Below are 13,432 nucleotides of genomic sequence, written 5' to 3'. Positions count from 1 at the left end.
GCGCAACCGCTTACGGATACACCAGGCGGAAGAACACCGACGGATTGGTCGGATTCACCGGAATGCTGACCGCGTTGGTGCCCGTCGAGTTCGGCCAGGTCACCCAGTTGGTGCCCAGGCCGCTGCTCAGGGAGTTGGTCTGCACTTCGAGCCGCCAGCCGGTGTGGTCCGCCGGCCAGGTCAGGCTGACGTTGCCGCCACTGACCGTGCTGCCCAAGGACACCGGTGTGGTAGAAACCGCGCTCGACTGGGCCGTAATGCTGCCATCGACTGCGAGGTTGTTGATCCACGTCACTCCACTGCCCACCACCGTCAACGACCCGCCACCGGTCAGTGGCTTGTTGAAGAGCGTGAATTTGTCCCCGACAACAATCGCGTTGGTTCCGAGGTTCGTCACGGTGACGGTGCCCGCCCCCGAGGAGGTTAGCGTGCCCGTCACGTTCGCCATGTCGTTGGACTGCGCCAGCGACTTGTCCACTTCGATGACGAGGTTGCCGTTGAGGGTCAGATTGCCGCCGACCGTGAGCGTGCCCACCGAAGCGCCCGGTGCAAGCGCTGCACCGGTGACCACCGTCACGGAGCCGGCGATGGAACCGGTGCCGCCGAGGACGCCGTTGCTGACCACCGTAAGCCCGGTGTAGGTATTCGCGCCGTTCAGTCGCAGCGTGCCTGAACCCAGTTTGGTCAAGCCGCCACCGCCCGTGCCATCCAGCAACGCCTGGCCGATGTTGATGACGTTGGCTCCGCTGTCAATGATCGCGCCGTTGGCGAGCACATTGGCCGCGGTCAGCCCGTTCATGAAGTTGGCATTGGCGCCGCTGCCGGCGATGAGGGTGCCGCCGTTGAAGTTGAACGTCGCGGTGCCGCTGCCGACGTGGGTCACCTGCGGCGCGGTGATCGAACCGCCATTGAGGTTAATGGTGCCGCTGCCGCCGCCCGAGGTGACGTCCAGTTGACCGTTTTTCACGACCAAGGCGCCCGTGCCGGAAACGTTGAGTGTGCCCGTGCCGTTTTCGCCGACGTTGACGCGGCTGCCCGAGTTAACCTTGATGAAGGAGCCGCCCGAGAGGTTGTAAACCCCGACGCTGCCGGAGTTGCGTCCGATTACACCCCAGTTGGTCACGATGGCCGTGCCGCCGGTTTGATTGAACGTCGCATTGCCATCGCTGCCCACGCGGAAGTCACCACCCCGGGCCACGAACGTGCCGCCCGACATGGTCACCGTGCCGGTGCTGCCGCCGGATTTGCCGACATAGACCGCGTTGCCGCTGGCCACGGCGTTGCCCTGCAACGTGAGTGAACCGATGCTGAGCCCGGTATCGGTGATGTTGAAATCACTCGACACATAGACACTGGCATTGTCCTTGAGCGACAGCGAGCCGTTTCCGTTGTCGCCGTTGCCGATGGAGAACCAGCCGTTGTTGATCACCATTTTGCCCGAGTTCGCAATGGCCACCGTGCCGGTGGCATTGGCATTCAGACCAATGTAGCAGCGGTTCTGGCACCACAACACCGAGTTGTCATTGATGTGGATGGTCGCGCTGGAGCCGCCACTCTCGCCGAGGTTCTGGTCACCGCGGTTGGTGATGGTAGAACTGCCGTTCAACGTCAGGAACTGCGAGGCCAGGTTGCCGACGATTCCGTTGTCCCAGCCGATCGACATGTTGCCCACGTTCAGGGCGGAATTGTAGAGGGTCACGCTGGAGACGTTGCCCACCGTGCCGTTGCCCCGGCCCACGCCAAACCAACTGTCCACGTTCAGAGTGGTGTTGGTCAGGATGAGGGACGCACCATAAGCCGGCGTGCCACCGACCCAGAATTCGTTTTGATTGTGGTTCGTCTGGCCACCGCCCGAACCATCAAACACCACCGTGCCCTGGACCACGTTGTAGCCGGGCTGGGGTCCGCCGGAGAGTTCATTGACGCCAACCCCGGTGTAGGTCAGTTGCGCCGGGCCCGTCTTCGCGGAACCGCTGCCGGGCGTCGCCGTCACGAGACCGCTCAAGGCCAGGTTGTTCTGCACATCGATCGTGCTGTTGGTGCTCTGCACCCGGTAACCACGGTTGATGGCCGTCGCCGGTCCGACATAACTCAATGTGCCGTTGGCCAGCACCAGATTGGCGGAAGCCGACGACGAGGCACCCAGCGCGCTGGGTGAACCGCCGTTAGCCAGATTGGACACGACCAACGTGCCGCCCTGAATCGTGACCGGGCCGGTGAAATCGTTCGTGTTGCCGATGATCACCGTGCCCGTCCCCTGCTTCAGCAAGCCGGTGCTGCCGCCAATCTTGTGGCCCGTGAGCGTGTAGTTCAGGGCGTCATTGGTAAACACCATGCTGCTGGGATTGACATTGGTCGCCACGTTAATGGAGGTCGTGCCCAAGGCCGAGTCGTTGAAGACGACTGGATTACCATCCTGATATACCGCCGGGTTGGCGGTCACGATATCAACCCAGTTGGCCGTCGCGAAATCCCAGTCGCCATTCACCGTGCCGTCCCAACGAGGAGCCGCCGCCGCGGTGACCACCAGTTCAACGGTGTTGTTCAGAACGTCATTGGTGACATAGCCGGAGACACCCGGAGGCAGCACGCCGGTGGCCAGCGTGCCGGAACCCGCCTTGCTCGCGTAGCTGATCAACGGAATCGTCCCGACGCTGAAGGCGCCATTTGGCACGTTCACGGTGACGGTGCCGTTGACGGTCAAGGTTCCGCTCACCCCGACCAGCGCGGAGGAGTTGTTCCCGAAGAGTCCCATGTCCAGATCCAGGGAAGAGGCACCCGCCGTGCCCAAGGTGAGACTGGTCGCCGTCAGTTGCGCATTGAGGTAAGGCGTGACCACTCCGAGCGTTGCCCCGTCGGCCACCGTGAAGCTGCCGCCACCGGAATTGGCGGCGACGTTCAGCTTGCCGGCGCTCACAACCGTCGGACCGGTGTAGTAATTGTAACCCGTGAAGTTAACCGTGCCGCTGCCCAATTTGGTGACGCCGCCCCCTTCGCCGTAATCGGCCAGGGCCTGGGACAGGGTCACATTGAAGCCTTGCGAGTCGATTATCATTCCGTTCGTGCGCAGGTTCGCCGAGGTCACGTCGTGCATGAAGTTCGCATTGTCGCCATGGGCCGCCAGCGTGCCACCGTTGAAGTTCACGGTGCTGCTCGCGCCGCCACCGGCAATTTCGCCTGCGGTGAACGTGCCGCCGTTCAAGTTCATCGTGCCGTTGCCGGAACCCAGACCGACATAGACCGTGCCTCCCACGGTCACCGTGCCGTTGTTCAAATCCAGCAGGCCGGTGCCGTTGTTGCCGATCCAGTAGTCCGCGTCATCGATGAACGTGCCGCCCGTCTGAATGACCGTGCCGTTGTTGTTGTCACCGATGATGAAATTGCCGCCCACGCCGGTGGTCTTGTGGATTGTGCCGCCGGAGAAGTTGAGCGTCGCCGTCGCCGCTCCGCGGCCGACCTGGAACCAGTTGTTCGCGACGAGCAAACCGCCGCTGATGTTGACGGTGCCGAAGTGGCCGCTGCCGCTGTTGCCCACCCACAGTTCGCCGTCGGTGATGTTCGTGCCACCGCTCTGGTTGAAGATGCCGTTGCCGCCGTCACCAACGATGAAGGCCCCGTTGCCATTCTTGTTGAGCGCGCCGCCGGTCATGTTGATGACGCCCACGCCGCCGCGACCAATGGACAACCAGCTGTTGATGTTCACCACCGCGTTGCTGCTGATGTTGTTCGTGGCCACCGTGAGGGTGTTTTCACCCAGCCAGTATTCGCTGTTGCAGTTGATGGTGCCGCCGCTCTGATTCAAAATTCCAACAGAGTTTGAAACACTGTTGTCACCGGCGCCGCTGCCGATGATGAAGGCCGGCTGGCCGCCACTGGTGTGGGTGAGAACGCCGCCGTCGATGTTCATGATGCCGTAACCTCCCGAGCGGCCGATGACTTCCCAATCGGTCGAATTGACCGCCCCGCCATGCAGATTGTAAACGGCGTGGGCGTTTTTGCCCTGCGCCACCCACAACTGGCCGACGGTGTTGGTGCCGCCGGTCTGGTTCACCACGTCCAGCACCGTGCTGGCCACCACGGGGCTGGGCGCACCCGCTTCAATCACCACGTCGGCGTTGTAGCCGCTGATGGCCAGGGGATCGAATGTTGAGCCGCCCACGGCCAGGCCGCTGACGCCCATGATGGTGGCCGTGGCGAACGAGTTGCCGTTGCCGCCCACGTAGCTCAGATCAATGCTCACCACCTTGTCGGTGTTGACCAGGTAAATGTCCGCTGCCAGCAGGTAAGGCGCATTGCCCACCGGATTGCCACCGGCCGTGCCGGGATATTGAAAATTGAGCCCACGCCCGTCCACGCGGGCCTCGACGTTCAAGACTTCCTGGCCGGAACCGAACCAGTCCGGAACGATCAGAACGCCCGTGTCGTTCGCGCCCGAAGCGTAATGCACCGTGTAGTTGTTGGTCACGGGCCCGTTGCCGGCGCTGCCCATGAACGAGAGTCCCGCAAGCGCCGTCGGCGTTGACAAGGTGATGGTGGCGGTGGGCACCGCGGCATCCAGGATCACCGCATTGTTGGCCGTGTAACTTGGCGCAAAGGTGTAGGAATGGTCCGACTGCGTCACGCTGACGATCGTTGTGCCCGCGGGAGGCAGGCCCTTGGTCGGCGCGGTGGTCGAGTAACCCTGCTCGAAATAAGTATAGTCACCCAGATACGGACCATGTCCCGCCGTCGCGGTGAGCACGGCTGGATTGGGAACGGCGATGCCCCCCGAATTTACAGTGAACACGCCGCTGCCCGTAAGCGTGCCGCCATTGATGTTCAGAATGCCGGTGCCGACTTCGCCGACGTGCAGCGGGCCGGTGCCGTAGTTGAGCGTGCCATCATTCAAGGTGTAAACACCCGTGTCCGCCGCGACCACGCCCAGGCGGAAGGGCGTAAAAAACTCGGAAATGACCGGGCCGTTGTAGTTGGTTCCCAGCGTCCTCACCGTGGCGCCATTCTGCGCGAACGCCCCGTTGCCGAGGCTGTTGCCGCCGCGAATCTGACTGACCGTCCAGTCGGGATCACCGGCGTTGATCTGCACGACATTGTTGGTGCCGTTGTCGTTGATGGCGTTGTCCAGCGAGCCTGGGACCACACCGCCCGTCCAGTTGGCGGCGTTGGTGTAACTGGCCGTGCCAGCGTTCCAGAAGCGATCCGCCGCGCGGGTCGTCAAACCGGGGCCGACCGCCAGCGCAGCGCAGGCAGCAACACCAAGCAAGGTTCTTATTTCCGATCGATGAGGGGTTGGGTTCATGGTTCTTTTGTTATGGGGGTTTGCAGGGTCCTTGAAATACATCGGTGATCCGTTCACGCCGGATGCCGGGGTGTGCACATCGTTTGGGAGACGCTGCCAGACGACAGCCGCGACCGCCGTTGACAAAGCAACGCCGAGAAGCGCGCAAACTGAACCGGGGTGTAAAACAAGGTAAGTCGCAGACTAGGCGATGCATTCCACCCTCACACGTCGCATGATTGGGTGACAAACAGGAAAAATCACGGGGCACACCGGCGCCCACCAACATCTCCTCTGTTTACAGTTTCAGCCGGAAAAACATCGCGGCATTCGTCAGCGGCAACGTCACCACGCATTGTTCGTTGCTCACCACCGGCGTCAGCGCCAAATCGACCCACGCCGTGGTCGGCCCCAGATTGGTGGCCCACTGCAACGACACGTTGGTGTCCGCCGGCACCCAGGACAACACACAGCGTTGGCTCGCCGCGTCTGCTGCGGTGTGCAATTGCACCGGCACGCGCGCGGGGCCCGCCGCAAACGAGGCCGACACGTCCGCCGCCGACCAGCGTCCCTGATAGAGGCGCACTTCGCGAATGCGGCCAACCATGAACGGATCCCACGCGAACGTCGATTTGCCCAGATAACTGTGCGCATTCGTCAGGGCGTTCATGCCGAACGGCACGTCGTTGCGTTCGTTCACCAGAACGCCGTCGAGATACAGCGCCTCGTAGCCGTAATCGGGATCAATCACCGCCACGATGTGTTTCAACCCTTGGTTGTCGAGGACACCGGACCGCGTAACCAGCCATTCATCGCCGGGAACATCGGAGAGAATCAGCCGGTGGTCACCAAAGCCGGAATGCGGCGTGAACCAGAAACCGCCGGCCCCCTGCCCCGAGCCGAGCGTGTCGCCAAACGCGAAGAGATAGGACCACACGGGCGAATTGTCGAAGGCGGCCCACGCCTCCACGGTGACGGCGTCGTAACCATTGAACAACCCCGACGGCAATTCCACGAATGTGCCGGTCGCGCCGTTCAACACGAGCTGTCCGTCGCTGATGACCGCCTGACCACGCAACACGGCCCGCCACATCGCCTCGTCCGGATGCCAGGCATCCACCACGTTCGTGCCGTTTACGACATTCGCCGCGTTGAAGGAGTAACGATGGCGCGGCGCGGGCGGCGGACGGTTGGTCACCGTCACGGGCCGGGACGCCGTCAGGCCGAGATATTTGGCCGTCAAGGTTGCCGTGCCGCCGCGCACCGGTTGAATGACGCCATTGGTGCTGACCGTGAAAACGTTTGTGTCACTGGACGTGAAGACGAGCCACGGACTGCCCGGCACCGGATGATCGGCGAGGTTTTGATACGTCGCCAGCGCCTGCGCGCTCTGGCGCACATCGGGCGCCGGATGCGGCGTCACGTTCAGGCTCAACGTCATCAACGCTCCCGGATCAAAGGTGGTTTGCAACCGCAACCCGAATATGCCGCCCGCCATCAAACCGCTGTGGGCCTGGAATTGGACGGTCACGTTCGTCTTGCCCGACGTCCATTCGGGCGGCACGGAATAGGCAACGTCAAAGAGCTGGCCGGGCTGATTGTTGTCGAGCGTCTGCGTGGCGAGGTTCTGCCCGTCCACCAGGATGTCGAACACCCGCCCGCCGGTGTCGCTGCCCCAATACTTCACCACCAGCTGCACGGCTTCGTTCGGCCGCACGGCCAACCGGTAGCTGAACCAGCCGCCGTTGTTGGCATCGCGCCAGTTGAGGCCAAAGGCGTTTCCCGTGTTGCTGTTCTGGCTTTGCAGATCGTGGGCGGTTTCGGAAGCAGCATTGCCGATGGCCACCTGGTCCACGAGGCGCGCCTCATCCGCGGCAATCTGCGCGGCCTGCTGCGTCCACGCGGCCGGCAGGTAGCGCTGCCAGTAAACCGAATAACGCTGATGATGCAGCCGATAGAAGGGAATCAACGTCACATCCTGCGGCTGCCCGAGCCCGTGCGTTTGAAATGCAAGCGGCTCGCCGGCCGCAGGCGTGATGTGATTCAGCAACGTGGCATCGTCACCCACCAGCACCGGCACCAGCGGATCAGCCACGCCCACGTAATCAAGCTGACCGCCTGCAAAATCGCTCCCCGGCATGCCCGCCGTGCCGAGTTCGCCCGCCAGCACAATGGGGCCATACAGGAATGCCACCGTGTTCGTGTCCTGCGGCAACGGCTCGGTGTGCAGGGTCATCGGCAGCTCGATGTCCACGACGTCTCCGTTTTGCCAGACGCGTGAAAGCGTGGCGTAGGTGCCGGGACCGTTTGGCAGATTTTGCGCCGCGCCGTTGACGGTCACGCGCAGCCCCGTCGTCGCCCACGCGGGTTGCCGGATCTTGAGGTCCAGCGCCACCGGGCCTGCGCATTGCCACGTGAGACGCGTCAGACTGCTCTCCGGAAAGCTCGTGTCCTGCCGGAGCGTCACCCCCTGCTCGGGCCAGCTCAGTTGCGCGGCGATGAACAAGTTCACGTAAAGCGAGTTGGTGCCGTGAAAGAAAATGGTGTCGCCATATTTGGAGTGATTTTCCATGCCCGTGCCCACGCAACACCAGAAGGAGTTTTCCGGCGTCGAATAGGTCTTGAAGTGTCCGGGCTTGAGTGAAACGAGATACGTGAACATACCCTGCTCCGGCTCCTGCGACGCCAGGATGTGGTTGAACAAGGCCCGCTCGTAGAAATCCATCGTGACCGCGTCCGGCTGCCAGGCAAACAGATGCCGCGTCAGCTTGAGCATGTTGTAGGTGTTGCAGGTTTCGCACGTTTCCGCGCTGAGATGCCGCGGAAAATCCGCAATCGGAAAGAAGAACTCGTGGTCCCCGTGCCCGCCGATTACGAACGAGCGATGCTGCGCCACGCGCTGCCAGAAGAAGGTGGCGATTTCATGGTAACGGCTGTCGCCCGTCAACTCGTATTCGCGCGCCGCGGCGATCATTTTCGGGATTTGCGTGTTGGCATGATAGCCGTCCAGCGGATCGATGTCCGCCGCGAGCGGATCGAACAGGCGCGCATGATCAAAGGCCCGGGCCAGCCGCAGATGGTCCGGGTTGCCGGTGACGGCGTAAAGGTTGGCCAGCACTTCACCCATGCCGCCAAACTCATTGTCCAGCATCGCCTGCACCTGATTGGTGGTGAGCTGGTCGATGCGGTATTGCACCCAGCCCGCCTCGTTCTTCAGCACGGTGAGCGCCTGGGCGTTGTGACACCACTGGTAGGCATCGAGGAGGCCAGCCATGATTTTATGAATCGCATACCAGGGCGCCCACACGGGCTGCAGATTCACCACGCGATCAATGTGCGATTCGGGAAAGCCGGACAAATAGCCGGCGTGAAAGCCTGCGTTGGTGGCGAGCGCCTGGCACTGCGCCCACTGCGCGACGATGAAATCCACCCGGGCCTTGAGCTGCGGGTCGCCCGTGCTGGCATACATCTGCGAACAGGCCGTCAGATAATGCCCCACCACGCACCCCCGCTGTTCGCTGCCGGGACTGTCCCAGCCGCCGTAGGGTGTCGCCGAAGTCGCGAGGCCGTAGTTGACCCGGAAATTGTAAAGGAACCGGTTCGGATCGAGGCTCAGCAGATAGGCCTTGTCCCGCAGCATCGCCTCGCGAACGGGGCCGTCCAACAGCATCACATTCGTAAGCGCGAAGGGCTGCGCGAGCATGGGCACCACCGGCGCAACCGATCCCTGCGCCAAGGCGCAACGCCCCGCAATCATGCCGGCCAGGCATAGAATCACAAAGTGGGTTTTCAACCGTTGTCGCATAGCTGGCGGTGCCGCAGTCAGCACCCAAGTTTATCGCATCATTTACGCGCCGTTCCGTCGTCACGGACAATAAAAAAGGGCAGGAATCACGCTCCCCAGTGTGATTCCTGCCCACCACCAACCAACCAACCAACCAAATTCAGAAGCACAGAGTTCAATGAACACGTCGCATCCCGCTGCGTCTCGGGGAAAACCACCCTCACATGACGTTTTCCGTCCTGCTGCAAACGATGCTTGCGATTACCTTGCCACGCTAGCCAACCCACCCCGCTGCGTCCTGTCGCATGCTTGGGTGACAGCCGCCACACCGGTGTAGCCGATTCATGTGACAAGACGCAGCGTCCGCGTTATGAGTTAATCTGCAAACAAAAATGAACACGCTCACCAAGCTGGGGCTAATGATCAGCCTGCTCTGCGGCACCTCACTCACGCAGGCATCGGACATTGCGGCGCGCACCGCCGACATGGCCGGCGCGGAACTGAGGCCATCGGACTCCGTGCAGATTCGCAACAAACAATTCGGCGACTTATTGCGGCCGGAAGACGCCAACCGGGCCGATGGAACGCCCATCGTGCTTTATCCCGCGCAACCTTGGAAATGCATGACCTGGAAATTGCTGTCCGCCGGTGACGCGACCTTTTGTCTGCAGAATCATTTCACGTCCAAAACCATCGCACCGGCGCCGGCATCGGAAGGAACCAACCCGCCCGTAAAACAAACCGCCCTGCCGCAAAATGCCGCGGAGCAGCCCGCGTGGATTTTCACCAAGCTGCCGGACGGGAGTTACAAGATTGCCGCCGCCAAGTCCGGCGAAACCTTGACGGCCGTTCCGGGGGCGCGGGGCGGGTCGCCGCAGATCGTCATTGCCCCCTGGCAGAATCGCGAGGCGCAGAAATGGGAAGTGCGCAAAATCGATCCGCGCACCCTGACCATGTGATTTTCCCGTGAGCCGACGCCGCGGGTCGGGCGTCGGGAGGAATGTCAAACCGCCAGCGGATCGGCCCTGAATTTGTCACCGAGTTCAGCGAATGGCACCTGCGCGGCCAGCCACGTCGATTCCTTCGCGATCATGTCCATGGACAGTGCGGTGTTGTTGCAGATCAAATAGAGCCCCGGGCCTATGACCATGAAGGACTCAAAACTGGTGCCGACGCCGTGCCGGGAAAACTCAAAGTCTCCGACCGCGTAGTTCTGGGCGGAAAAACCCTCCCGCAGGCCGGCGGCATCAGCGGCAAAATTCCGCTGGAAGCCCGCCAGGCGCGGTCCGAGGTAATGGACGAGCTTCGCCTTGCCGTCCGCCAGTGACACAATCGCCCACTCGTCAAACACCATGCGCCCGTAGCGGGCATTCATCTGGTCGGCGCACGTCTTTATTTCGCGGATGGCTGCTTCAAGTTTCATGAATCGAATCGCGCTTGAGCAAAGCAGCTTCAACGCCACTCGACAAGGTCGGAAACCGCCCGCAACTGACGGTTCGCGTCCGTTGCGTGTCTCGTTTCCAGCCAGTGTGCCAATTTTCGCACTGCGATGGCGACCGCCCACTGTTACGCTCCCGCCCGTGCTCGCCGGCTCCAATGCTCCAGAATGGTCCCCCCACCAACCAACCGCCCCTTGGCGAGCGGTCGCGTGGGGGGCGTGGATCGTGATGGCTGGTTTGACGGCTGCCGAGGTGCTTGCGCCCGGCGGAGCGGCGGCCGACTGGATAACCGGCTCGTTCTGGGCTGCAGCGTTGATGGCAACCTGCGCCAGCCTGGCCATTAAACTGCCGCTCGTCCAAATCATGTCCGCCGGCATCGTTGCGGCCGTCCTCGGCGGTCTGAGCCACGCCGTAAATAGCGTCATCGGCCTGCCGTTTGGAAACGGTGCGTGGCCGGCCGTTCCCCCGCCAAAACTGTTGGGGCTCGTCCCGGCCGTGGTTCCCATCATCTGGACCGTCGCCGCCCTCAACGCACGCGACGCCGCGCGCGCCCTGCTGCATTCGCACCGCGCGCATTCACACCATGGCTACCGGGTCATTGCCCTGGCCACGCTGCTCACGACGTTGTTTGGCTTTGGTTTCGCCACTACTGGCGCGACGGATGGCCATTCCCCCGGCGCATGGATTTTTTTGCTGGCCGGCTGGAGCATCATCAGCCTCCTCATTCAAACACTGATGACACCGCTGCTCATCGACAAGTTTCCTCAAACACGTCCGGCCAACTCAATGCCACTGTGGGTCTGGTGTGCGCTCTCGCTGCGTTTTGCCGGCGTGTTGCTGCGGCACAACGAATGGGCCCCGGCCACCGTCATGGCCGCCGGCGCGCTGTTCGCCGTCGGCAGCCTCCCGGGACGCCGCTAACGGCTGCCATTCTGCTCCACCAGCGAGTTTAAATACTTCTCCACATTCGGGTAACCGTCGCCGTTGAAATCGCCGTTGGCAACGCTCGCCGCCCGGGGATCAAGTCCATGAGCCACCTTCCACGCGTCGGGAATTCCGTCAGCCGCCGTGCTCAGCGGAGCGGCACCGCCCGCGAGTTCGCCGAGGCCGCCGACTTCCATCTCGCTGCGAATGATTTTTCCGCGCGCCCCGAGCGAAGCCACTTCATCAATCAAGCGCCGGTCCACCGCGTCGCGCCGCAGCGACGCGCCGGCCGTGGCCAGCACATTCGAACAAGCCGCCGCCGCGGGTTGCAGGGTCACCGGAACTGGCGGTTGCATGGAAGACCGCGGAACAAAGGTCGGCTGGTGCTCGCCGGCGCCGAAGTCCGCCGCCACCACCGCCCGGCCGTTCAATGTGCCGTCGCAATCCAGGTCGGCCACGTTGCCCTCCTGAAACACGTGGTCCGTCGCGGCAAACTGGCCGACGAAACGGTCATTCGAGGACGGCCCCTTGATGAAATAATTGCCCACCACGTCAAGTTGATGCGGCGCCGCCGAGTGACCGCCCACCAGACCGGTGACGCCCCAGTTGTAAACCACGTTGTTGAGATATTGGATGCGCCCCTTCGCCTTGGGATTGCGGCTGTGGTTGTTGATCCAGAGGTTGTGGCTGAACGTCACGTTGGTGACGGAATCCACGAGCGCGCCAAAGCGCTGCGGGTCGAGCCCTTCGCCAATCAGGCAGTGCTGGAAGGTGATGTCGTGGCTGCCGCGCGTCACCCCGAGACAATCCCAGCGGCCCCATTGAATCGAGCAATGGTCAAAAATGAGCTGGCTGCCGCCGGCGATGTTCACCGCACACTTCCCCCGGTCACCGCCGATGCCCTCACGAAAGCGCAGGTAGCGAACCACCACGTTGCTCGCACCGCTGAACGACACGGAGCGCCCGTAAAGGGCGATGCCCTCGCCCGGCGCGGACTGGCCGGCCAGCGTGACATCGCTGGCGACCGCCACATTGGACTGAAGGCGAATGACGCCCCCCACGTCGAAGACGACCGTGCGATGTGGTTTGCTGACGGCGTCACGGAACGAGCCCGGACCGGCATCCTGCAAATTCGTCACGCGATACACCTTGCCGCCGCGGCCGCCGGTGGTCAGCGCGCCGAAGCCTTCTGCGCCGGGAAACGCGGGCACGGCGCGGTCCGCCATCCGCGGCGCGGTCGCACAAGCAGCGAGTCCAAAGCTCACGCTGCCAAGAAGCAGGAAACGGCTGAATGATTTCATGGTTTTATCCGCGCAGTTGTGACACGCACCGACGGTCGAGTAAAGCCAACACAGGCTCGACAGCCCGGGTCCAAATTGGAATCCTCCGCGCCCGATGCAGCAGGCCATTGTGACCTTGGACATGGAAGGCGTTCTGACGCCGGAAATCTGGATTGCCGTCGCGGAGAGAACGGGCATTGCCGAACTTCGCCGCACGACGCGCGACGAACCGGATTACGACCGGCTCATGCGCTACCGGCTCGACATTCTCGGCCGGCACGGCATCACGCTGTCGCAGATTCAGGCCGTCATCGGCTCGCTGCAGCCCCTGCCCGGCGCACTGGAGTTCCTGAACGAACTGCGCACGCTCGTGCAGGTCATCATTCTCTCGGACACATTCGAGCAATTTGCGCAGCCGCTGATGCGCCAGCTCAACTGGCCCACGCTGTTCTGCCACCGGCTGATCGTCGAGAACGACCGCGTCACCGGCTATCAACTGCGCATTCCCGAGCAGAAGCAGCGCGCTGTGGCCGCGCTGAAGCTGTTGAATTACCGCGTCATCTCGGCCGGCGATTCCTACAACGACACCGCGATGCTGAGCGAAGCGCATGTGGGCTTTCTCATCCATGCGCCGGAAAATGTGAAGCGCGAGTTTCCGAAGTTCAAAGCCGTGGAGTCACACGCCGAGTTGTTGCGGGAAATCAAGGCCGTCCTGGCGGCCAGTTGATCA

At 62.6% G+C, this 13,432-nt stretch carries 7 protein-coding genes; 3 read left to right on the top strand and 4 right to left on the bottom strand.

The window, feature by feature from the left end; all coding sequences use genetic code 11:
- Positions 1–10: 10 nt before the first annotated feature.
- Both VFV96_17275 and VFV96_17270 read right to left on the bottom strand, forming a co-directional pair.
- Positions 11–5,296 carry an autotransporter-associated beta strand repeat-containing protein gene (locus VFV96_17275; protein ID HEU5072158.1) on the bottom strand — a complete coding sequence of 1,762 codons (5,286 nt, stop codon included), beginning with the start codon at positions 5,294–5,296 and terminating at the stop codon, positions 11–13.
- Positions 5,297–5,573: 277 nt separating this feature from the next.
- Positions 5,574–9,053 carry a beta-L-arabinofuranosidase domain-containing protein gene (locus VFV96_17270; GenBank protein ID HEU5072157.1) on the bottom strand — a complete coding sequence of 1,160 codons (3,480 nt, stop codon included), beginning with the start codon at positions 9,051–9,053 and terminating at the stop codon, positions 5,574–5,576.
- A 398-nt stretch (positions 9,054–9,451) separates the two neighbouring features.
- Here VFV96_17270 and VFV96_17265 point away from each other — a divergent pair, with 398 nt between their 5' ends.
- On the top strand, positions 9,452–10,018 hold the full coding sequence (locus VFV96_17265) for an RICIN domain-containing protein (GenBank protein HEU5072156.1): 567 nt from the start codon (positions 9,452–9,454) through the stop codon (positions 10,016–10,018).
- Positions 10,019–10,062: 44 nt separating this feature from the next.
- On the opposite strand, the gene VFV96_17260 is transcribed toward VFV96_17265, so the two are convergent.
- Positions 10,063–10,482 carry a hypothetical protein gene (locus VFV96_17260; GenBank protein HEU5072155.1) on the bottom strand — a complete coding sequence of 140 codons (420 nt, stop codon included), beginning with the start codon at positions 10,480–10,482 and terminating at the stop codon, positions 10,063–10,065.
- A gap of 244 nt (positions 10,483–10,726) precedes the next feature.
- On the opposite strand from VFV96_17260, the gene VFV96_17255 reads away from it, so the two are divergent.
- On the top strand, positions 10,727–11,419 hold the full coding sequence (locus VFV96_17255; GenBank protein HEU5072154.1) for a carotenoid biosynthesis protein: 693 nt from the start codon (positions 10,727–10,729) through the stop codon (positions 11,417–11,419).
- Here VFV96_17255 and VFV96_17250 read toward each other — a convergent pair.
- Positions 11,416–12,723, bottom strand: a complete 1,308-nt coding sequence (locus VFV96_17250) for a hypothetical protein (GenBank protein ID HEU5072153.1) — start codon at positions 12,721–12,723, stop codon at positions 11,416–11,418. The two genes, VFV96_17255 and VFV96_17250, sit on opposite strands and share 4 nt — an antisense overlap.
- 94 nt (positions 12,724–12,817) lie before the next feature.
- On the opposite strand from VFV96_17250, the gene thrH reads away from it, so the two are divergent.
- Positions 12,818–13,429, top strand: a complete 612-nt coding sequence (gene thrH / locus VFV96_17245; protein HEU5072152.1) for a bifunctional phosphoserine phosphatase/homoserine phosphotransferase ThrH — start codon at positions 12,818–12,820, stop codon at positions 13,427–13,429.
- Positions 13,430–13,432 lie beyond the last annotated feature (3 nt).

Source organism: Verrucomicrobiia bacterium (genome assembly GCA_035765895.1).
Classification (GTDB): domain Bacteria; phylum Verrucomicrobiota; class Verrucomicrobiia; order Limisphaerales; family DSYF01; genus DSYF01.
This window is presented reverse-complemented; position numbering and strand designations above follow the sequence as displayed.

What these genes read in the sequence shown, in the direction of transcription:
- VFV96_17265 (HEU5072156.1), top strand. Translation starts at nt 9,452, where the DNA reads ATGAACACGCTCACCAAGCTGGGGCTAATGATCAGCCTGCTCTGCGGC.
- VFV96_17255 (HEU5072154.1), top strand. Translation starts at nt 10,727, where the DNA reads ATGGCTGGTTTGACGGCTGCCGAGGTGCTTGCGCCCGGCGGAGCGGCG.
- VFV96_17275 (HEU5072158.1), bottom strand. Translation starts at nt 5,296, where the DNA reads ATGAACCCAACCCCTCATCGATCGGAAATAAGAACCTTGCTTGGTGTT.
- thrH (HEU5072152.1), top strand. Translation starts at nt 12,818, where the DNA reads ATGCAGCAGGCCATTGTGACCTTGGACATGGAAGGCGTTCTGACGCCG.
- VFV96_17260 (HEU5072155.1), bottom strand. Translation starts at nt 10,482, where the DNA reads ATGAAACTTGAAGCAGCCATCCGCGAAATAAAGACGTGCGCCGACCAG.
- VFV96_17250 (HEU5072153.1), bottom strand. Translation starts at nt 12,723, where the DNA reads ATGAAATCATTCAGCCGTTTCCTGCTTCTTGGCAGCGTGAGCTTTGGA.